Source organism: Streptomyces canarius (assembly GCF_014650735.1).
Taxonomy (GTDB): Bacteria; Actinomycetota; Actinomycetes; order Streptomycetales; family Streptomycetaceae; genus Streptomyces; species Streptomyces olivaceoviridis.
Genome location: NZ_BMVN01000020.1, coordinates 1 through 20,419 on the forward strand (window position 1 = coordinate 1; position 20,419 = coordinate 20,419).

Sequence of the window (20,419 nt, forward strand, 5' to 3'; positions counted from 1 at the left end):
AAGGAACGGTCGCTTCCTTTGTACTCACCCTCTCGGGCTTTCCTCCGGGCGCTTCCCTTCGGTCTTGCGTTTCCGACTCTATCAGATCTTTTCTCGATCCGATTTCCTCGGTGCTTTCCAGGTTCCCGCTCTCGCGTTTCCCTTTCCGGCGGTTCCGACTCTATCAGATCCTTTCGGCGTCTGATCCCCAGTCAGTGGGGCTTGTCTTCCCGGCCGTTGGGCCGTTCCGACGAGTGAGACTTTAGCGGATTCCTGGCTCCCGAACCAATCGGGGGCCGGCGCCCTTTCGAACGCGGATTCCTCATTTCGCAAATACGCACGCCAAAGCAGCCGACACCGGTGGTGTCGATTGAGTGGGTGGTGCTCGCGGAATGGCTGTCCGGGGACCGACCGGGGTCGGCGCTCACGTCGGACAACTCGGAGAACAGTACGTATCGGCGTGGGGCGTGTCAACTCGCTGCCGCGAGGCACTCCGGAGGCGTACCGTGGAGGGCGTGATGACGCGTACGTGTACCCAGCTCTGGTGGGCCGCCTGACGGCGGCCGTACTCACGTATGCACTCAACGGCCGCCGCTTCGGCGGCCGTTCTCGTATCTCCCTCCGGATCTCGGGGGGCCGGCCGCAGGGGCGGCGGTCCCGACCAGAAGGTGGAGTGGAGATGACTCGGGTCTTCAGCGGGATTCAGCCGACCGGGCACCTGACCCTGGGCAACTACCTGGGGGCCATGCGGCGCTGGGCCGAGGCGGACCAGCATCGGGCGGAGTCGCTGTTCTGTGTGGTGGATCTGCACGCGCTGACCATGGACCACGATCCGGCGCGCGTACGCAGGCTCAGCCGGCAGACGGCGACCCTGTTGCTGGCGGCCGGGCTCGACCCCGACGTGTGCACGGTGTTCCTCCAGAGCCACGTCGACGAGCACACGCGGCTGTCGTACCTGCTGGAGTGCGTGGCGACCGACGGTGAGATGCGTCGGATGGTCCAGTACAAGGAGAAGGCCGCGAAGGAGCGGGACCGCGGTGGGAGTGTGCGGCTGTCGCTGCTGACGTATCCGGTCCTGATGGCGGCGGACATCCTGGCGTACGGCACGGACGAGGTGCCGGTCGGCGAGGACCAGGCGCAGCACGTCGAGCTGACCCGGGATCTGGCGGTGCGGTTCAACCAGCGCTACGGGCAGGCGTTCGTGGTGCCGAGGGCGACGCTTCCGCGGGTGGCGGCGCGGGTGATGAACCTCCAGGACCCGGCGAGGAAGATGGGGAAGTCGGACGACTCGGGTGCGGGGGTCGTCTATCTGCTGGACGAGCCGGACGTGGTGCGCAAGAAGGTGCTGCGGGCCGTGACGGACAGCGGGCGGGACGTCGTCTACGACCGGGCGGAGCGGCCGGGCCTCGCGAATCTGCTGGACATTCTCGCTGCGTGCACGGGCGGGAACCCTGAGTCACTGGCAGACGTTTACGACTCGTACGGCTCTTTGAAGAAGGACACCGCGGAGGCGGTGGTGGAAGTGCTGCGGCCGGTGCAGGCCAGGCACCGGGAGCTGTGCGCTGATCCGGCGTATGTCGAGGGGGTGCTGCGGGATGGTGCGGAGAAGGCGCGGGCGTTGGCTCGGCCGACGGTCGATACGGCCTATAGGGCGATCGGGCTGCTGCCGCCCGTGGCGGAGCCTTCGCTGAGCGCCGCGCGTTAGCCGGGCGGCGGTCCGCGGGCGGCGCTCTGCCCGGGTCGGTCCGCGGGCGGTGGGTGGGCCGCCGCCCGTGGACCGGCGTGGGGCGGTCGGTTCAGTCCTTCTTGCCGGAGGCGAGTTCGCGGCTGCGGTCGCGGGCGGCTTCGAGGGCGGCGATGAGGGCGGCTCGTACGCCGTGGTTCTCCAGTTCGCGGATGGCGTTGATGGTGGTGCCGGCCGGGGAGGTGACGTTCTCCCGGAGCTTGACGGGGTGTTCGCCGCTGTCGCGGAGCATCACGGCGGCGCCGATCGCGGACTGGACGATGAGGTCGTGGGCCTTGTCGCGCGGGAGACCGAGCAGGATGCCGGCGTCGGTCATGGCTTCGACCAGGTAGAAGAAGTACGCCGGGCCGGAGCCGGAGAGCGCGGTGCAGGCGTCCTGCTGGCTCTCGGGGACGCGGAGGGTCTTGCCGACGCCACCGAAGATCTCCTCGGCATGTGCGAGGTGCCGTTCGGTGGCGTGGCTGCCGGCGGAGATGACCGACATGGCCTCGTCGACGAGGGCGGGGGTGTTGGTCATGACTCGGACGACGGGGGTGCCCGCGGCCAGGCGCTCCTCGAAGAAGGAGGTGGGGATGCCGGCGGCTCCGCTGATGACCAGGCGGTCGGCGGGGACGTGCGGGGCGAGTTCGTCCAGGAGGGTGCCCATGTCCTGCGGCTTGACCGTGAGGATCAGGGTGTCGGCGGTCTTGGCGGCCTCGGTGTTGGTGACCGGGGTGACTCCGTAGCGGGTGCGGAGTTCTTCGGCGCGTTCGGAGCGGCGGGCGGTGACCAGGAGGTCGTCGGGGGCCCAGCCGGCCCGGATCATTCCGCTGAGCAGGGCTTCGCCGATCTTGCCGGTGCCGAGGACTGCGACTTTCTGGCTCATGCGGTTCAGTCTGGCACCGGGGTGGGGGTGCGCGGGCGGCTTGTCCGGTGGGCGGGACGTCGGCCGGTGGGGCGCCCGGTCACGCCGTGCGCCGTCGTAGCGTCGCCGCGCCCAGGCCCAGGACGAGCAGCGCGCAGCCGGCCACGATCAGGCCGTCGCGGACGAAGGTCGCCGTCATGTCGGCGTGGCGGAGGACCTGGTTCATGCCGTCGACGGCGTAGGACATCGGCAGGACGTCGGAGACGGCCTCCAGGACGGGGTGCATGTCGGAGCGGGGGGTGAACAGGCCGCAGAGGAGGAGCTGGGGAAAGATCACCGCGGGCATGAACTGGACCGCCTGGAATTCCGAGGCCGCGAAGGCCGAGACGAAGAGACCGAGGGCCGTGCCGAGCAGGGCGTCGAGGAGGGCGACGAGGAGGAGCAGCCAGGGGGAGCCGGTGACGTCGAGGCCGAGGAGCCAGACCGCGAGTCCGGTGGCGAGGGCGGACTGGACGATGGCGAGGGCGCCGAAGGCGAGGGCGTAACCGGTGATGAGGTCGGCCTTGCCGAGGGGCAGGGCGAGGAGGCGTTCGAGGGTGCCGAAGGTGCGTTCGCGCAGGGTGGCGATGGAGGTGACCAGGAACATCGTGATCAGCGGGAAGATGCCGAGCAGCGAGGCGCCGATGGTGTCGAAGGTCCGCGGGCCGGCGTCGAAGACGTAGCGCAGCAGGATCAGCATCAGGCAGGGGATCAGGACCATCAGCGCGATGGTGCGCGGGTCGTGGCGGAGTTGGCGCAGGACCCGGGCCGCGGTGGCGGTGGTGCGGGAGGCGTTGAGGGCGCTGGGGCCTGTGGCGGGGGCCGCCGGGGTCGTCGTCTTCACCGTGGTCAGGGGGCTCGGGCTCATCGGGTGCTCTCTCTCGTGCGGCCCGCGGTGGCCTCGTCGACCAGGCGCAGGAAGGCGGCCTCGACGGTGTCGGTGCCGGTGCGGGTGCGCAGGGCGTCCGGGGTGTCTCCCCCGGCCTCCGGCCGGGAGGTGCCCCCAGCGAGGATCTCGCCCTCGCGCATGAGGAGGAGGCGGTGGCAGCGCTCGGCCTCGTCCATGACGTGGGAGGAGACGAGGAGGGTGGTGCCGCGGGTGGCGGCGAGGTCGTGGAAGAGCTGCCACAGGTCCCGGCGGAGGACGGGGTCGAGGCCGACGGTGGGTTCGTCGAGGACGAGGAGTTCGGGGGTGCCGAGGAGGGCGACGGCGAGGGAGACGCGGCCCCGCTGGCCGCCGGAGAGGTTGCCGGCGAGGGCGTCGGCGTGGCGGGTGAGGTCGACGTCGGCGATGGCCCGGGTGACGTGCTGGTGGCGGCGGTCGGCGGCGGCGCGGCCGGGGTCGAGGATCGCGGCGAAGTAGTCGAGGTTCTGACGGACGGTGAGGTCGTCGTAGACGGAGGGGGCCTGGGTGACGTAGCCGATGCGGCTGCGCAGGGTGGGGTGGCCGGCCGGGTGGCCGAGGACGTCGAGGGTGCCGGTGACCTTGGCCTGGGTGCCGACGATCGCGCGCATGAGGGTGGATTTGCCGCAGCCGGAGGGGCCGAGGAGGCCGGTGATCCGGCCGCGGGGGACGGTGAAGCGGAGGTGGTGCAGGACCGTGCGGGGGCCGCGGGTGACGGTGAGGTCGTCGGCGTGGATCGCGGGGCCGGAGGCAGCGGGGGGTGGAGGGTCCGGCTCGTAATTCATCATGTGATGAATACTTGGGCTGGAGGGGTCGGCACGTCAAGGGGCGAGGGGCGAAGAGGCAGAGGGCGAAGAGGGAGAGGGCGGGAGCCGGTGAAGGGTGTGGGAGGGGCGGGAGGTGGGGTCAGGGCTTGCGGGCGACCAGGAGCCGGACGTCGTAGGTCTCCTCGACCGTGCCGTCCGGGAAGACCTCCAGCAGGTGGGCGCGCTCCTCGGCGAGGAAGGCGGTCGTGCGCTCCTCGGGGCTGGTGAGGAAGGCCGAGTGGCTGCCGATGTTGGCGAGGTGGGTGTCGACCGGGACGCGACGGCTCCAGCGGACCGTGCGGCGGACGAAGTCCAGACGCCCGCTGGGGTCGGCCAGCTCGATGCGGTCACCGGCCTTGCGCGCTTCGGCGGCGACGTCGACGCCCAGGAAGCGGCAGACGCGGCGGGCGGCGTCGGCGATCCACCCGACGTCCAGCGCCTCGGTGTTCCACCACAGCGCCAGCGCACCACCCGGGCGCAGCACGCGCAGCGCCTCCGGCACCGAGTGGGCCGGGTCGGTCCAGTGCCAGGCCTGGGCGCAGGTGATGAGGTCGGCGTGGGCGTCGGTGACGGGGAGGGCGTTGCCGTCGCCCCGGACGAGCGGGATGTGCGGGAGCGCGCGGCGGAACTCGGCGGCCATGCCCGCGCCGGGTTCGACGGCGAGGACGTCGGCGCCCCGGGCGTGCAGGAGGGCGGTGGCGATGCCGGTGCCCGCGCCGACGTCCACCGTCCTGGCACCCGCGAGGGGGCGGCCGGCCAGTTCCTCGACGGCGTCGAGGAGGGCGGGCGGGTAGGAGGGGCGGTTCGCGGCGTACTGGGCGGCGGCGGTGTTGAAGGACGCGGCGCGGGAGGCGTGCGGGTCGGCGGGCGACGGCTCGGTGACGGTCATGGGTTCCTGTCTACGGCATCGCCGCGCGCCTGCCGTACCCCCTTTTCCGTCCTGCCGTCGCGGTTCCGCTGTTGCCGTTCCGCTGGTGCCGTCCTACCGGCGGCGCTTCTTCTTCGACGGGTTGCCGGTGCGGCGGGTGGTGCGGCGTGCGTGGGCCTCGCGGGCCTGCTCGTACTCCTCGCGGTGCAGCTTCTCGCCCGGTGCCTCGGTGAAGGAGCGGAAGAAGTAGGCGAGGAGGGTGCCGACGAAGCCGATGGCGAGCAGACCGCGCAGGGAGGCCTGGCGCTGCGGGTCGTGGCGCTTGCCGAAGCCCTCCCAGGTGTTGCGGAAGGCGAGCGCGCTACAGATCGCGAACATGGCGACGACCAGCACGGTCACGAAGGAGCCGGACTCGGCGATCCGGATGCCCTCGTAGGCGAGGCGCAGCACCAGACAGGAGACGGCGGCGGCGGCGAGGGAGCCGACGGCGACCCCGGCGCGGCGGGCCGCGTAGCCGTTGTCGTGGTTCACCCAGGAGGTGCCGAAGAAGCGCAGGGGCTCGGGGCGGGGGCCGCCACCCTGCGGCGGCGCGCCGTCGCCCTCGGCCGCGCGGCCGGCGGAGCCCGCCGAGGTGTCCGGGGTGCCGGTTTCGTCGCTCACAACACGATTATGGCGCCGACGGCGCACGGGCTTCCGGGCGGGGTGCGGTGCCGGCGGGGCGGCGGTTCCGTGTCGGCGGCCCCGTCCCGCCGAGGCATGGCACGAGGCATGGCCCCGGCGGGACGGGAGGGCTCACGGCGCCGGCCGTGGCGGGTGCGGTCCCGGCCGTGCACAGTGGGTGCGGGCCGGGGTCGGTGGGTGCGGGCCGGGGTCAGCCGCAGCGTGGGGCGATGTAGCCGTCGGTGCCTGTGTGGACGTAGGCGTCCGAGACGTACTCGCCGCTGTCGATGAGGTCCCAGATGTTCGTCGTGCCGTAGGTGCCCGTCACCGTCGTGCCGGGCGTCTGGCAGTAGATCGGCACCCGGACGTCCTCCGGCAGGACGCGGACCAGGTTGTACTGGGTGCCCGGGCCGCTGCGGACGTTCAGCCGGACGCCGGGCGCGACGGCGTAGGTACGGACGGCTGCCGCCGCCTGCGTCACCACGTCCTCGGCACCGCCGGTGCCGTTGACGCCGTCGTCGATGGCCTCGGCCTCATGTGCGCGGTCGACTGACATGAAAATGGTCCTCCCCCGTTGTCTTCCCTGAACTCGGCGCGAAACGCAGGTGCGCGACTCGCACCCAGACGCTAGCAAGCCGCCTCTGTCTCGTACGAGTCATCGACTAGGCTCCGTGCGTCGCGCGCGCGGACGAAGAGCACGGGGGTGGTCCATGGCGCCACAGCGCAACACCGGAGCGGGCGCGGAAGCGGAACTTCCCGAGTACGCCGGGCACTACCGGCTGGAGTCCTGCCTGGGCTCCGGCGGCATGGGGGTCGTACACCTCGCCCGGAGCACCTCCGGGATGCGGCTCGCGGTGAAGGTCGTACACGCCGAGTACGCGCGGGATCCCGAGTTCAGGGGCCGCTTCCGGCAGGAGGTGGCCGCCGCGCGCAGGGTCAGCGGGGCCTTCACGGCACCCGTCGTGGACGCCGATCCCGAGGCCGAACGCCCCTGGATGGCCACCCTGTTCATCCCCGGGCCGACCCTCTCCGACCATGTGAAGCGGAAGGGTCCCATGCCCACGGAGCAGTTGCGCCGGCTGATGGCGGGGCTCGCCGAGGCGCTGCGAGACATCCACCGGGTCGGGGTCGTGCACCGGGATCTCAAGCCCAGCAACGTGCTGCTCGCCGAGGACGGGCCGAAAGTCATCGACTTCGGCATCTCCCGGCCGAAGGACAGCGAACTGCGCACCGAGACCGGAAAGCTGATCGGCACTCCGCCGTTCATGGCACCCGAGCAGTTCCGGCGGCCCCGGGAAGTCGGCCCGGCCGCCGACATCTTCGCGCTGGGTTCGCTCATGGTGCACGCGGCCACCGGGCGCGGGCCGTTCGACTCCGACAGCCCGTACGTCGTCGCCTACCAGGTGGTCCACGACGAGCCCGACCTGACCGGCGTACCGGAAGGGCTCGCACCGCTGGTACGACGCTGTCTCGCCAAGGAACCCGAGGACCGGCCCACGCCGGACGAGCTGATGCGGGAACTGCGCTCGGTGGCGGCCTCGTACGACACCCAGGCGTTCATACCGGCGCAGCGGACGGGTGCGGAGCAACGGGCGAGCGAGGACCGGGCTCCTGCGGAAGCCGAGGCTGGGACAGAGGCAGGGGCTGGGACAGAGGCAGGGGCTGGGGGCACTCCTGCTGGAGCCGGTCGTTCCGAGGGTGCCGGTCGTTCCAAGGGTGCCGGTCGGCGTAGGGGCCGGGGCCCGGGGCGTCGGCGGGTGGTGGCGCTCACGGCCGGAGGCCTGGGGCTGGCGTTGCTCGGCGCGCTCGTCTCGGTGTGGGCGTCCGGAGTAAACGATCCGGCGCCCGAGAGGGGGAGCGAGCCGGCCCTGACGGCGGCTTCCGGCAGCACGTGGACGGTGCGGCCGGCGGTCGGCGGCGAAGGCATGCCGCACTGCGCGTACGGGGCCGGGAAGGTCTTCTGCGCGCGGCCGGGCGCCGTCTTCGCGCTCTCCGCGAGCGACGGCGGGCTGCTGTGGCGGCGCTCGGTCGACACCCGGTCCACGAGCGGGCCCCCGGCCCTCTCCGGCGGGCTGGTCCAGCCGTACACGGACGGCGGCTCACGGCTCGCCGGGCTGGATCCGGCCACGGGCAGGCAGGTGTGGCAGCGGCGGCTTCCGGCCGGGACCACCGTGCGGTACGCCGGTGACACGGCCCTGCTCACCAGCACCGACGGCACGGTCACCGGCGTGGACGGCGCGAACGGCGCCACGCGCTGGCGGAGCACGGTGCCCGGTCAGGGCATGCCGGCCCTCGACGCGTTCCCCGGCACCTCGACGGCCTTCGCGACGCGTACGTCCGCCGACGGGACGAGCACACAGGTGACCGCCATGGACCCGGGCACCGGCCAGGTGCGGTGGGACGTACGGCTCGGTGGCTGGCTCAAGCCGTTCGCGGCGCAGGACGGTTCGGTGTTCTTCCTGGCCGTGGACAGCGCGTACGGCGCCAAGGAGATCGTCCGCTACACCCCCGGCACGGGCGCGACCCGGCGCGTCGCGCTGCCCGCCGTCCTCGACGGCGCGCACGCGACGGTGCGCGGGAACGTGGTGTACGTGCTGGCCACCGGTGGCTCCCTGGACGCCGTGGACATGGAGTCGGGGCGGTCGGGCAGGCACCTGTGGCACCTGGAGACGTCGGTGAGCCGTGGTTCGGCGCCCGTCGTGCGGGGCGGGCTGGTGTACCTCACCGCGAGCGACGGCCGGCTGCTCGCCGTCGGCGCCGGGAACGGCAGGCTCGTCGGGCAGACGCCGGCGCGGCTGGGCGCGAACTCGGCCGCGGTCATGAGCACCCCGCCCGCACCGGTACCGGTCGACGCCCGCGTCCTCGCCACCACGCCCGACGGCACGGTCTTCACCGTGGACGGCGGGAAACCGTCGGTTCGGTGACCCCGGACGCGGGGGGAGAGAGGCCGGGCGGCACCGGGGGGACAGCGGACGGCCCGGTGATCCGGCGAGGGCCCCCCGTGGAACGGCGAAGGCCCCGTGGAACGGCGAAGGGCCGCCCCCGTCGGGAGCGGCCCCTGCTGCCGTGGGTCAGCCCAGGCGGGACACGTCGCGCACCGCGCCCTTGTCCGCGCTCGTCGCCATCGCCGCGTAGGCGCGGAGGGCGGCGGAGACCTTGCGTTCGCGGTTCTTCGGGGCGTAGACGCCGTTCAGGGCCTGCTCGCGGCGGGCCAGCTCGGCCTCGTCGACCAGCAGCTCGATCGTGCGGCCCGGGATGTCGATGCGGATGCGGTCGCCGTCCTGGACCAGGGCGATCGTGCCGCCGGAGGCCGCCTCGGGCGAGGCGTGGCCGATGGAGAGGCCCGAGGTGCCGCCGGAGAAGCGGCCGTCGGTGATCAGGGCGCAGCTCTTGCCGAGGCCACGGCCCTTCAGGTACGAGGTCGGGTACAGCATCTCCTGCATGCCGGGGCCGCCCTTGGGGCCCTCGTAGCGGATGACGACGACGTCGCCGTCCTTGACCTCCTGGGTCAGGATGCGCTGAACGGCCTCCTCCTGGGACTCGCAGACGACGGCCGGGCCCTCGAAGGTCCAGATCGACTCGTCCACGCCGGCCGTCTTGACCACGCAGCCGTCGACGGCGAGGTTGCCGCGCAGGACCGCGAGGCCACCGTCCTTGGAGTAGGCGTGCTCGACGGAGCGGATGCAGCCGTTCTCGGCGTCGTCGTCCAGGGCCGCCCAGCGCTCGGACTGGGAGAAGGCCTCGGCGGAGCGGACGCAGCCGGGCGCCGCGTGCCACAGCTCCACGGCCTCCGGGGACGGGGAGCCGCCGCGGACGTCCCAGGTCTTCAGCCAGTCGGAGAGGGAGGGGCTGTGGACGGCGTGCACGTCCTCGTTGAGCAGGCCGCCGCGGTGCAGTTCGCCGAGGAGGGCGGGGATGCCGCCGGCGCGGTGCACGTCCTCCATGTAGTACGTGCGGTTCTTGGCGACGTTGGGGGCCACCTTGGCCAGGCAGGGCACGCGGCGCGAGACGGCGTCGATCTGGTCCAGGCCGAACGGGACGCCCGCCTCCTGGGCGGCGGCCAGCAGGTGCAGGATCGTGTTGGTGGAGCCGCCCATCGCGATGTCCAGGGCCATGGCGTTCTCGAAGGCCTGGAAGGTGGCGATGTTGCGGGGCAGGACGGTGTCGTCGTCCTGCTCGTAGTAGCGGCGGGTGAGGTCCATGACCGTGCGGGCCGCGTTCTCGTACAGGGCGCGGCGCGCGGTGTGGGTGGCGAGGACCGAGCCGTTGCCGGGCAGGGAGAGGCCGATGGCCTCGGTCAGGCAGTTCATGGAGTTGGCGGTGAACATGCCGGAACAGCTGCCGCAGGTGGGGCAGGCGTTCTCCTCGATCCGGAGGATGTCCTCGTCGGAGATCTTGTCGTTGACGGCGTCGGAGATCGCGTCGACCAGGTCGAGCGTGCGGACCGTGCCGTCCACCAGGGTGGCGCGGCCGGACTCCATGGGACCGCCGGAGACGAAGACCGTCGGGATGTTCAGGCGCAGGGCCGCCATCAGCATGCCCGGGGTGATCTTGTCGCAGTTGGAGATGCAGACCAGGGCGTCGGCGCAGTGCGCCTCGACCATGTACTCGACCGAGTCCGCGATCAGGTCGCGGGAGGGCAGGGAGTACAGCATGCCGCCGTGGCCCATGGCGATGCCGTCGTCGACGGCGATCGTGTTGAACTCGCGCGGGATGCCGCCCGCCTCCTTGATCGCCTCGCTGACGATCCGGCCGACCGGCTGGAGGTGGGTGTGGCCCGGCACGAACTCGGTGAAGGAGTTCGCGACGGCGATGATCGGCTTCCGGCCGATGTCCGCACCGGGTACACCGGAGGCGCGCATAAGGGCGCGGGCGCCCGCCATGTTGCGGCCGTGGGTGACTGTGCGGGACCTCAGCTCGGGCATCGTCGCTCGCTCCTTCAGACGGATGTGGCTGTTGTCGAGCGTACGCCGGTCATCCAGTGGGCGGGACAAGGTGTCCGGATCGCGGGACGCGCGTTTCACGGAGAGGTCAGATGCCCCTGAACGACGGGGGCGACGCGGGCGATGATCCGCTCCAGGTCCGCCGACGCCAGCGGCTCCACCTTGATCACGTAACGGAGCATGGCACAGCCCACCAGCTGGGCTGCCGCCAGCTCGGCGCGCAGTTCGGCGTCCGGCAGCTCCAGCCGGGCGGCGATGCGGCGCAGCAGCTGGGTGGCGATCAGGCGGCGGAAGACGGCGGCGGCCGTGTCGTTGTTGACGGCGGAGCGCACGATCGCGAGCAGCGGGGTGCGGGTGGTGGGGTTCTCCCAGATGCCGAAGACGAACCGGGTCAGCCGCTCGCCGACGGCGTCCGGCGGGCCCTCGGCGACCGCCTCCGGGGCGTTCAGCGCCGGGGCGAAGGCGACCTCGATGGCTGCCTCGAAGACCTGCTCCTTGGTGCCGAAGTAGTGGTGGACGAGCGCGGAGTCCACGCCGGCGGCCTTGGCGATGCCGCGTACGGACGTCTTCTCGTAGCCGCGCGCGGAGAACTCCTCGCGGGCGGCGGTGAGGATACGGTCCCGGGTGCCGGCGGACTCGGTGCGCGGGGGCCGGCCCCGGCGCCGGGCGGGCGGCTCGGGGGCGGTGTCGTCCGCCGGCGGGGTGGCGGTCATCGGCGGGCCACCCGCACGGCCGCCGCGGCCAGGTGCTTGCGCGTGTACTCCAGGGCCTCGGCGAGGTCGGCCTCGCGCTCGGCGCCGGACATCGCCCGCCGGGTGTTGACCTCGATCACGACATGGCCGTCGAAGCCGGTGTGCACCAGGCGCTCCAGCAGTTCGGCGCAGGGCTGGGTGCCCCGGCCCGGCACCAGGTGCTCGTCCTTGGCGGAGCCCCGGCCGTCGGCGAGGTGGACGTGCCCGAGCCGGTCCCCCATGCGCTCGACCATGCCGAGGGCGTCGGTGCGGGCCGTCGCCGTGTGGCTGAGGTCGATCGTGAAGTGCCGGTAGTCGTCGTTGGTGACGTCCCAGTCGGGGGCGTAGGCGAGCATCTCGCGGTCGCGGTAGCGCCAGGGGTACATGTTCTCGACGGCGAACCGCACGTCCGTCTCGTTCGCCATCCGCCAGATCCCGTCGACGAACTCCCGGGCGTACTGCCGCTGCCAGCGGAAGGGCGGGTGGACGACGACGGTGGAGGCGTCCAGCTTCTCCGCCGCCGCCCGGGCCCGCTGGAGCTTGACCCAGGGGTCGGTGGACCAGACGCGCTGGGTGATCAGCAGGCAGGGGGCGTGGACGGCCAGGATCGGGATGCCGTGGTAGTCCGACAGGCGACGCAGGGCCTCGATGTCCTGGCTGACCGGGTCGGTCCACACCATGACCTCGACGCCGTCGTAACCGAGGCGCGCGGCGATCTCGAAGGCGGTCGCCGTCGACTCGGGGTAGACGGAGGCGGTAGAGAGCGCGATACGCACGTCTGCGTCCCTTGGTTCAGCCACGTCCGTCACCATACGGCGTCGGGCGGTGCCGGTGTCCGGTACCTGTTCGCCGTTGTGAGGTATCCCATTCGGGCGGATGCGGGTCGTTTGTGGCTTGTCGCGCCGTTCCCCGCGCCCCTTTCGGGACGCTATGCGGAACCCATGTGGTCGAGGCGCCGCAGGATCACGCCCTCCCTCAGGGCCCAGGGGCAGATCTCCAGTTTCTCCACGCCGAAGAGGTCCATCGCGCCCTCTGCCACCAGGGCGCCGGCGAGGAGCTGCCCGGCCCTGCCGTCCGAGACGCCGGGCAGTTCCGCGCGCTGTTCCGCCGTCATGCCGGCCAGACGCGGGACCCAGGCCTCCAGGGACTCGCGTTTGAGTTCGCGCTGGACGTAGAGGCCGTCGGCGCTGCGGGCCGCGCCGGCGATGCGGGCGAGCTGTCTGAAGGTCTTGGACGTGGCGACCACGTGGTCGGGGGCGCCGAAGCGGCTGAACTCGCCGACCGTGCGGGCGATCTCCGTGCGGACGTGGCGGCGCAGGGCGCGGACGTCCTCGGAGGCGGGCGGATCGCCGGGCAGCCAGCCGACGGTGAGCCGGCCGGCGCCGAGCGGGAGGGAGACGGCCGCGTCCGGTTCCTCGTCCATGCCGAAGGCGATCTCCAGGGAACCGCCGCCGATGTCCAGCACCAGCAGCTTTCCGGCGGACCAGCCGAACCAGCGGCGTACGGCGAGGAAGGTGAGCCGGGCCTCCTCGGCTCCGGCGAGGACCTGGAGCCGTACGCCGGTCTCGTCGGCCACGCGCGCGAGGACGTCGTCGGCGTTGGTGGCCTCGCGGACGGCGGAGGTCGCGAACGGCAGCAGGTCCTCGACGCCCTTGTCCTCGGCGGCCTGGAGCGCGTCCCGTACGACGGCGATCAGCCGGTCGATGCCTTCGTCGCCGATGGCACCGCTGTCGTCGAGGAGCTGGGCGAGCCGGAGGTCGACCTTGTGCGAATGCGCGGGCAGCGGGCGCGCGCCGGGGTGCGCGTCCACCACCAGCAGATGCACCGTGTTCGAACCCACGTCCAGGACACCGAGTCTCATGGACGGAACGCTACTGCCAGAACGTCCGTCCTCGGTCCCCGATGCGGCACCCGGCCACTTACCCTGGACGGGTGCCAAAGACGAAAAAGGCGAAGGCCGACAAGGCGGGCAAAGGTCGTAAGACCGCCAAAACCACCACGGAGGCGCTGATGGGCGACGAGAAGGGGCTCGACTTCGCCCGCGCCTGGGTGGAGTTTCCTGATCCGGCGGACGACGAGCAGGTCTTCCGCTGCGATCTGACATGGCTGACCTCTCGCTGGAACTGCATCTTCGGCAGTGGCTGCCAGGGCATTCAGGCGGGCCGTGCGGACGACGGGTGCTGCACGCTGGGGGCGCACTTCTCCGACGAGGACGACGAGAAGCGGGTCGCCGAGCACGTGGCGCGGCTCACGCCGGAGATCTGGCAGCACCATGACGAGGGCACGCGGGGCGGGTGGGTCTCCGAGGACGAGGAGGGTTCCCGGCAGACGCGGCCGTTCCAGGGGTCGTGCATCTTCCAGAACCGGCCGGGGTTCGCGGGCGGTGCCGGCTGCTCGCTGCACATCCTGGCGCTGAAGGAGGGGCGGGAGCCGCTGGAGACCAAGCCGGACGTGTGCTGGCAGCTGCCGATCCGGCGGACCTACGACTGGATCGACCGGCCGGACGACACGCGGGTGCTCCAGGTGTCCATCGGGGAGTACGACCGCCGGGGCTGGGGGTCGGGCGGGCATGACCTGCACTGGTGGTGCACCTCGGCGACGTCGGCGCACGGCGCGGGTGAGCCGGTGTACGTCTCCTACCGGGCCGAGCTGACGGAGCTGATGGGCAAGGCGGGGTACGACCGCCTGGTCGAGCTGTGCGAAGCGCGGCTGGCGTCGCGGTTGCCCCTGCTGGCACCCCACCCGGCCGACCCGGAAGCGTAGGCATTTCCCGTCTTCCCGGCTCCTGCCTAGCTGTCCTGCCTAGCTGTCCGTCGGGGTCGGAGTCCCGGTGTCGGTCGGCGTGGGAGTAGGGGTCGGGGAGTCGGAGGGGGGCGGGGTCGTCGGGCTCGGCGTCGGGTCCGTGGGCGGTGGGGACTGCGTGGCGGGGGGCTCGGTGGGCGGTGTGCTCGGCGGGGGCGACGGGGGTGTCGGTGAGGCGTGGGGCGGGGTCGGGCGGGTCGGTGCCGTGCCGTAGCCGTCGATCGCGACCACCGCGCCCGCCGGTGCCACCGCCACCTGCGCGTGCCAGTGGCCGGACGGCTCGCGCAGGGGGTCGACATACACCTTGACCGTCAACGTCCGACCGGGTTCGAGGGTTCCCGAGGACCGGCTGAAGTAGAGCCAGCCGGCCGACGTGGACACCGACCAGCGGACCTCGGACGTCCCGGACGCCGTGAGGGTGATCAGGGTGGTGTCGCCGTCGTTGGCGGCGCCGACTTCGAGCTGTCCCGCGCCCTTCCCGCCCGTACCGGCGACGCTGACGACCTCCACCGAGACGTCCGCCTTGCCGTCCTTGCCCATGCGGACGCCCGGCTTCACGCCGGCGTTCCCCGCGTTCTCGTAACCGCCGGACGTGTCGCCGCCGAGCGCCTCGGGACCCTGCGCCTCCCGCGCGGTCGCCGAGCGCCCGTCGTCCTCCCCGGCCGGCTCGCCCCGGTAGGCGGCCCAGAGGGCGAGGACCGGCGCGGCGACCACGGTGGCCACGACCGTCGTCGTGACCGCCCGCGCGCGGATGCGGTCGCGGCGGGCCGCGCGGTCCTTGGGGTCCATCGGGAAGCCGCGCCGGTCGAAGCGGGGTACGACCGCGCCCCGCGCGCGCGGGTGGCGTGCCAGGGCCGCGCGCGGGGCTTCCAGGACGGGCAGCTCGGCGGGGGTGACCGTGGCGCCGGGCCAGCGGCCGGGGACCGCGCGCTCGGCGGTGCGGCGGCAGCGCGGACAGTCGTCGACGTGCCGGACCAGCTCGCGGCGCAGGGCCGCGCTGAGGACCAGCCGGTTGTCGCCGGTGAGGTGGGCGACGCCGGTGCAGCCGCCCGTCTCGACCACGGCGAGGGCCGCGCGCGTGCGCTCGACCTCGCAGGCGGCGGAGGCGAGCAGTTCCCGCGCGGCGGCGGGCTCCATGCCGAGGACGGCGGCGACCTCGTGGGTGGCGAGGTGGTGACGGACGGCGAGTTCGAGGGCCTCGCGCTGCTCGGGCGTGGTGCCGGCGGCCTCCGGCCAGGCCAGCAGCGCGAGTTCACGGCGCCGCTGCTCCTGGATCTCCGGGGCGAGGGCGGCTGGCGCGGGGGGCTCTTCACCGGTGGACCTACCGGTGGACCCGGAAGTCCGGGACCTCCCGGCCGCCCCGGAGGGCCACTGAGCTCCGGCGGAGGGCCCGGCGGCCCCGGAAGGCCCGATGGACCCGACTGACCCTGACGACCCGGAAGGCCCGGCGGACCCGAACGACCCCGGCGAACCAAATGGCCCCGCGGACCCGAACGACCCCGGCGAACCGAATGGCCCCGCGGACGCGACTGACCCTGGTGACCCGAGTGACCCGGCTGACCCTGCCGATCCAACCGTCCCGACTGGCCCCACCGACCCATCAGACCCGGAAGCCCCATGAGCCCAGAAAGGCCCGTCCGTCCCCGGACTCCCGCCGGCCGCAGAACCAGCCGTCCATGAAGTCCCGGCAGCGCCCGCGGTTCCGGCGGCGCGCCCCGCCCCGGAGACCCCGGCGCCCCAGACAGTGCCCCCGCTCCCGCTCCCGCTCGCGCCCCCGGCGCCGCGCCCGCCCGCGCCCCCGGCGCTCCTCTTCCCCGCAGCGCCGGACTTCCTCCTGCCGTTCCCGGCGTCCGCCCGCTGCCCGGCGCCCCCCGCCCCGCCCCGCCCCGCCGCATGTGTGGCCTGACGTTTCTGCTTGGTCTCGGCGAGCTTGCGGAGGCAGGCCCAGCGGGCCAGGGCGTACAGCCAGGCCCTGCGGTCTGCGGCCCCGGGGGCGCGGTGGCCGCGCCGTTCGGCCAGGGCGAGGACGTCGCCGAGGGCGGCGGTGGCCGTGTCGTGGTCGCACAGGACGGACAGGCAGTAGGTGAACAGGCCGTCCAGGTACGGCTCGTAACGCGCCGACGTGCGCTGGGCGACGGCGCGCGCGGCGGCGCGGTCGCGCGCCTCCTTCTCCTCACGGTTCTCGCGCGCTTCGCGTCGTGCGTCACGGGCCTCACGTGCCCCGCGATGCGCCCGGTGCGCGCCTGTCGTGCGGGTGGTCGTCTCCGGACTGCTGCTCATCACCCGTGCGACCGTAGGCGGCGGCGGAGTGCCCCTTCTGGAACCTTGAGCACTTTTAATCCGTACGGGTGAAACGATCCCTCATAAGGGGACAGGAACCCTTTGTTCCGCGGCTGGATCCCGATGGACGGTGGCCGAGAACGGTTCACCCACACGCGCTCCCCGCTCCTTCGCACCCGACCGCCGGACCCCTTGTCAGTGCCTCGGGCTACGGTTTCCGCATGGCTGCCCGTACCAAGACGACCAAGGACCGCCCGTCCTACCGCTGCACCGAGTGCGGCTGGCAGACGGCCAAGTGGCTCGGCCGCTGCCCGGAGTGCCAGGCCTGGGGCACGGTCGAGGAGTACGGCGCGCCCGCGGTGCGGACCACCACACCGGGCCGGGTGACCACCTCCGCCCTGCCCATCGGCCAGGTCGACGGCCGGCAGGCCACCGCCCGCTCGACCGGCGTGCCGGAGCTGGACCGGGTGCTCGGCGGCGGCCTCGTGCCGGGCGCGGTCGTCCTGCTCGCGGGCGAGCCCGGCGTCGGCAAGTCCACCCTGCTGCTGGACGTCGCCGCCAAGGCGGCCGGCGCCGAGCACCCCACCCTCTATGTGACCGGCGAGGAGTCGGCGAGCCAGGTGCGGCTGCGCGCCGACCGCATCGGCGCGCTCCACGACCACCTCTACCTGGCCGCAGAGACCGACCTGTCCGCCGTCCTCGGCCACCTGGACGAGGTCAAGCCGTCCCTGCTGATCCTCGACTCGGTGCAGACGGTGGCCTCCCCGGAGATCGAGGGCGCGCCCGGCGGCATGGCCCAGGTCCGCGAGGTGGCGAGCGCGCTGATCCGGGCGTCCAAGGAGCGGGGCATGTCCACCCTGCTCGTGGGCCACGTCACGAAGGACGGCGCCATCGCCGGACCCCGCCTGCTGGAGCACCTGGTGGACGTCGTCCTGCACTTCGAGGGCGACCGGCACGCGCGCCTGCGCCTGGTCCGGGGCGTGAAGAACCGCTACGGGGCGACGGACGAGGTCGGCTGCTTCGAGTTGCACGACGAGGGCATCACGGGCCTCGCCGACCCCAGCGGCCTGTTCCTGACCCGCCGGGCCGAGCCGGTCCCCGGCACCTGCCTGACCGTCACCCTGGAGGGCCGCCGTCCGCTGGTGGCCGAGGTGCAGGCGCTGACCGTCGACTCCCAGATCCCCTCCCCGCGCCGTACGACATCCGGCCTGGAGACCTCGCGGGTGTCGATGATGCTGGCCGTCCTGGAGCAGCGGGGCCGGATCAGCGCGCTGGGCAAGCGGGACATCTACTCGGCGACGGTCGGCGGCGTGAAGCTGTCGGAGCCGGCCGCCGACCTCGCCATCGCGCTCGCCCTCGCCTCGGCCGCCAGCGACACCCCGCTGCCGAAGAACCTGGTGGCGATCGGCGAGGTGGGGCTCGCGGGCGAGGTCAGACGGGTCACGGGCGTGCAGCGCAGGCTCGCCGAGGCGCACCGGCTGGGCTTCACGCACGCGCTCGTACCGACCGATCCGGGGAAGGTGCCGCCCGGCATGAAGGTCCTGGAAGTCGCCGACATGGGCGACGCGCTCCGGGTCCTGCCGCGCTCCCGTCGCCGAGAGGCCCCACGGGAGGCGGAGGAGCGCCGGTAGACTTTGCCCAGGTCTCGCCCGTCCGTACGAACCGAGTGCGGGTGCGGGGGCGCGTCAGAACCTGCGACCGGAGGAGTGCAGTGGCAGCCAACGACCGGGCAGCGGCTCCCGGCAAGTCCGGTGGGAGTGCCGGTTCCGATGGTCTGATGCGCGCCTCGCTGAGCGCCGTGGCACCCGGTACGGCGTTGCGGGACGGCCTGGAGCGCGTCCTGCGCGGCAACACCGGCGGGCTCATCGTCCTCGGCTCGGACAAGACGGTCGAGGCGATGTGCACGGGCGGTTTCGTGCTGGACGTCGAGTTCACCGCGACCCGGCTGCGGGAGCTGTGCAAGCTGGACGGCGGCATCGTGCTGTCGTCGGACCTGTCCAAGATCCTCCGGGCGGGCGTGCAGTTCGTGCCGGACGCGACGATCCCGACGGAGGAGACGGGCACGCGGCACCGCACGGCGGACCGCGTGAGCAAGCAGGTCGGCTTCCCGGTGGTCTCGGTCTCCCAGTCGATGCGGCTGATCGCCCTCTACGTGGACGGTCAGCGGCGCGTCCTGGAGGACTCGGCGGCGATCCTGTCCCGCGCGAACCAGGCGCTGGCGACCCTGGAGCGGTACAAGCTCCGGCTGGACGAGGTCGCGGGCACGCTGTCGGCGCTGGAGATCGAGGACCTGGTCACGGTCCGGGACGTGTCGGCGGTCGCGCAGCGGCTGGAGATGGTCCGCCGTATCGCCACCGAAATCGCCGAGTACGTGGTCGAGCTGGGCACGGACGGCCGTCTTCTCGCCCTCCAGCTGGAGGAGCTGATCGCCGGGGTCGAGCCCGACCGCTCGCTGGTCGTCCGCGACTACGTGCCCGAGCCGACGGCGAAGCGGTCCCGCACGGTCGACGAGGCGCTGGCCGAGCTGGACGCGCTGACCCACGCGGAGCTGCTCGAACTCGGCACGGTGGCGCGGGCGCTGGGCTACACGGGGTCTCCGGAGACGCTCGACTCGGCGGTGTCCCCGCGGGGGTTCCGGCTGCTGGCCAAGGTGCCGCGGCTGCCGGGCGCCATCATCGACCGGCTGGTGGAGCATTTCGGGGGCCTCCAGAAGCTGCTCGCCGCGAGCGTCGACGACCTTCAGACCGTGGACGGGGTCGGCGAGGCCCGCGCGCGGAGCGTGCGGGAGGGGCTGTCGCGCCTGGCGGAGTCGTCGATCCTGGAGCGCTACGTCTGATGCGCGGGCCGGGCGCCTACGAGCTCGGTGCCGGATGCCGTGGGGCGGCTGCGGGTGCGTGGGGGTGTTCACCACCCGGCGACGTGACCGCGCCGCCCCGTCCTCAGTCCGCCGACAGCACGAACGACGCCTGCGTCTTCCCGAACCCGGGGGTCTTGGCCTCCAGCAGGTACGTGCCCGGCTTCGCCGAACCCCCGGAGGGCGTCGCGCAGTGCGCCGCGCTCGGCTTGCGGTCCCACTTCACGGTGTAGGTGATGCTCTGGCCGGCGGGCACCCGGAACAGCAGGCTGCCCGCGCCCTCGGGGCAGTCGGCGGACGACCAGAAGGTGTCGTCGCCGTCCGCCGGCGTGACCGTCAACACCGCGTTCTTCGGACCGAGATCGACCTTGCAGTCGGCCGACGAGCTGTTCTTCGCGGTGAGTTCGAACGTCGGCGTCTGGTCCGGCGAGTAGGAGTTGTGCACACTGCGCAGGCTCAACGCCACCGCTCCGGCCGTGCAGTTGGGCAGCGTGGAGGACGCCGGGAGCGTGTCGCCCGTACCGACGCCGCCGCCACCGGAGGCCGAACCCGAACCCGGACCCGAGCCGTTACCGGAGCCCGAGGAGCCGTCGGCCGAACCGCTGCCGCCGCCGTTTCCGCCGGAGGCGGAACCGGCCCCAGAGCCGGAACCGGAGCCACTGCCGCTGGAGTCCCCGCCGCCCGACTCGTCGCGTCCGCCGGGGTGTTGGCTGATGGCGGGACCGGACGAGCTCGGTCCGGGAGTGATGGTGTGCGTGGGATTCTTGCCGTTGGACCCGTCGGCGTTCTTCTTGCCGCCCCCGCCGCCGGCGGCGACGATCCACGTGATCACCAGCGCCAACAGGGCGACCACGGACAGCAGTACGGCCCTCCGTCGCCAGTAGATGGTGGAGGGAAGCGGCCCGACCGGATTGCGCAGAGATCCCACGGCGCAAACTGTACGAGAGATCGCCGCGCTTGCTCGC

At 72.8% G+C, this 20,419-nt stretch carries 16 protein-coding genes and 2 pseudogenes; 5 read left to right on the top strand and 13 right to left on the bottom strand.

Annotated features, from left to right (window positions below):
• Nucleotides 1–658 precede the first annotated feature (658 nt).
• Nucleotides 659–1,684, top strand: a complete 1,026-nt coding sequence (gene trpS / locus IE294_RS25950) for a tryptophan--tRNA ligase (RefSeq protein WP_189890020.1) — start codon at nucleotides 659–661, stop codon at nucleotides 1,682–1,684.
• A gap of 91 nt (nucleotides 1,685–1,775) precedes the next feature.
• On the opposite strand, the gene proC is transcribed toward trpS, so the two are convergent.
• The 6 genes from proC to IE294_RS25980 all read right to left on the bottom strand — a co-directional run bounded on the left by proC (nucleotide 1,776) and on the right by IE294_RS25980 (nucleotide 6,400).
• The gene (gene proC / locus IE294_RS25955; protein ID WP_189890022.1) at nucleotides 1,776–2,588 is read right to left on the bottom strand and encodes a pyrroline-5-carboxylate reductase; all 813 of its coding nucleotides are present in this window, start codon (nucleotides 2,586–2,588) and stop codon (nucleotides 1,776–1,778) included.
• A 79-nt stretch (nucleotides 2,589–2,667) separates the two neighbouring features.
• Nucleotides 2,668–3,474, bottom strand: coding sequence for an ABC transporter permease (locus tag IE294_RS25960; RefSeq protein ID WP_229917347.1), 807 nt, complete (start codon nucleotides 3,472–3,474; stop codon nucleotides 2,668–2,670).
• On the bottom strand, nucleotides 3,471–4,298 hold the full coding sequence (locus IE294_RS25965; RefSeq protein ID WP_189890024.1) for an ABC transporter ATP-binding protein: 828 nt from the start codon (nucleotides 4,296–4,298) through the stop codon (nucleotides 3,471–3,473). The genes IE294_RS25960 and IE294_RS25965 overlap by 4 nt, the downstream gene beginning before the upstream one ends.
• 118 nt (nucleotides 4,299–4,416) lie before the next feature.
• Complete coding sequence (locus tag IE294_RS25970; RefSeq protein ID WP_189890026.1) at nucleotides 4,417–5,205, bottom strand: class I SAM-dependent methyltransferase; 789 nt, start codon at nucleotides 5,203–5,205, stop codon at nucleotides 4,417–4,419.
• Nucleotides 5,206–5,298: 93 nt separating this feature from the next.
• Complete coding sequence (locus IE294_RS25975) at nucleotides 5,299–5,844, bottom strand: EamA/RhaT family transporter (RefSeq protein WP_189890028.1); 546 nt, start codon at nucleotides 5,842–5,844, stop codon at nucleotides 5,299–5,301.
• 211 nt (nucleotides 5,845–6,055) lie between these two features.
• On the bottom strand, nucleotides 6,056–6,400 hold the full coding sequence (locus tag IE294_RS25980; protein WP_189816777.1) for an SH3 domain-containing protein: 345 nt from the start codon (nucleotides 6,398–6,400) through the stop codon (nucleotides 6,056–6,058).
• Between the two features lie 154 nt (nucleotides 6,401–6,554).
• Here IE294_RS25980 and IE294_RS25985 point away from each other — a divergent pair, with 154 nt between their 5' ends.
• Complete coding sequence (locus tag IE294_RS25985; protein ID WP_189890030.1) at nucleotides 6,555–8,768, top strand: serine/threonine-protein kinase; 2,214 nt, start codon at nucleotides 6,555–6,557, stop codon at nucleotides 8,766–8,768.
• A gap of 147 nt (nucleotides 8,769–8,915) precedes the next feature.
• Here IE294_RS25985 and ilvD read toward each other — a convergent pair whose 3' ends face one another.
• From ilvD to IE294_RS26005, 4 genes are all read right to left on the bottom strand, one after another.
• Nucleotides 8,916–10,769, bottom strand: a complete 1,854-nt coding sequence (gene ilvD / locus IE294_RS25990; RefSeq protein ID WP_189816779.1) for a dihydroxy-acid dehydratase — start codon at nucleotides 10,767–10,769, stop codon at nucleotides 8,916–8,918.
• A 95-nt stretch (nucleotides 10,770–10,864) separates the two neighbouring features.
• A complete protein-coding gene (locus IE294_RS25995) occupies nucleotides 10,865–11,500 on the bottom strand; it encodes a TetR/AcrR family transcriptional regulator (RefSeq protein WP_189890032.1) in 636 nt (211 codons plus the stop codon).
• Nucleotides 11,497–12,318, bottom strand: coding sequence for a sugar phosphate isomerase/epimerase family protein (locus tag IE294_RS26000; RefSeq protein WP_189890034.1), 822 nt, complete (start codon nucleotides 12,316–12,318; stop codon nucleotides 11,497–11,499). Before IE294_RS26000 ends, IE294_RS25995 begins: the two co-directional genes overlap by 4 nt.
• A 128-nt stretch (nucleotides 12,319–12,446) precedes the next feature.
• The gene (locus IE294_RS26005; protein WP_189890035.1) at nucleotides 12,447–13,379 is read right to left on the bottom strand and encodes a Ppx/GppA family phosphatase; all 933 of its coding nucleotides are present in this window, start codon (nucleotides 13,377–13,379) and stop codon (nucleotides 12,447–12,449) included.
• 71 nt (nucleotides 13,380–13,450) lie between these two features.
• On the opposite strand from IE294_RS26005, the gene IE294_RS26010 reads away from it, so the two are divergent.
• Nucleotides 13,451–14,281, top strand: a complete 831-nt coding sequence (locus tag IE294_RS26010) for a DUF3109 family protein (protein ID WP_189890037.1) — start codon at nucleotides 13,451–13,453, stop codon at nucleotides 14,279–14,281.
• 39 nt (nucleotides 14,282–14,320) lie between these two features.
• Here IE294_RS26010 and IE294_RS26015 read toward each other — a convergent pair.
• Together IE294_RS26015 and IE294_RS50140 are read right to left on the bottom strand one after the other, a co-directional pair.
• A pseudogene (locus tag IE294_RS26015) lies at nucleotides 14,321–15,679 on the bottom strand (BACON domain-containing protein); the annotation flags it as partial.
• 516 nt (nucleotides 15,680–16,195) lie between these two features.
• Nucleotides 16,196–16,603, bottom strand: a pseudogene (locus IE294_RS50140) (RNA polymerase sigma factor); the annotation flags it as partial.
• Nucleotides 16,604–16,821: 218 nt separating this feature from the next.
• On the opposite strand from IE294_RS50140, the gene radA reads away from it, so the two are divergent.
• Together radA and disA are read left to right on the top strand one after the other, a co-directional pair.
• Nucleotides 16,822–18,231 carry a DNA repair protein RadA gene (gene radA, locus IE294_RS26020; RefSeq protein WP_189890041.1) on the top strand — a complete coding sequence of 470 codons (1,410 nt, stop codon included), beginning with the start codon at nucleotides 16,822–16,824 and terminating at the stop codon, nucleotides 18,229–18,231.
• A gap of 80 nt (nucleotides 18,232–18,311) precedes the next feature.
• A complete protein-coding gene (gene disA / locus IE294_RS26025; protein ID WP_015493313.1) occupies nucleotides 18,312–19,436 on the top strand; it encodes a DNA integrity scanning diadenylate cyclase DisA in 1,125 nt (374 codons plus the stop codon).
• Nucleotides 19,437–19,539: 103 nt separating this feature from the next.
• Here disA and IE294_RS26030 read toward each other — a convergent pair whose 3' ends face one another.
• A complete protein-coding gene (locus IE294_RS26030) occupies nucleotides 19,540–20,382 on the bottom strand; it encodes a hypothetical protein (protein WP_189890043.1) in 843 nt (280 codons plus the stop codon).
• Nucleotides 20,383–20,419 lie beyond the last annotated feature (37 nt).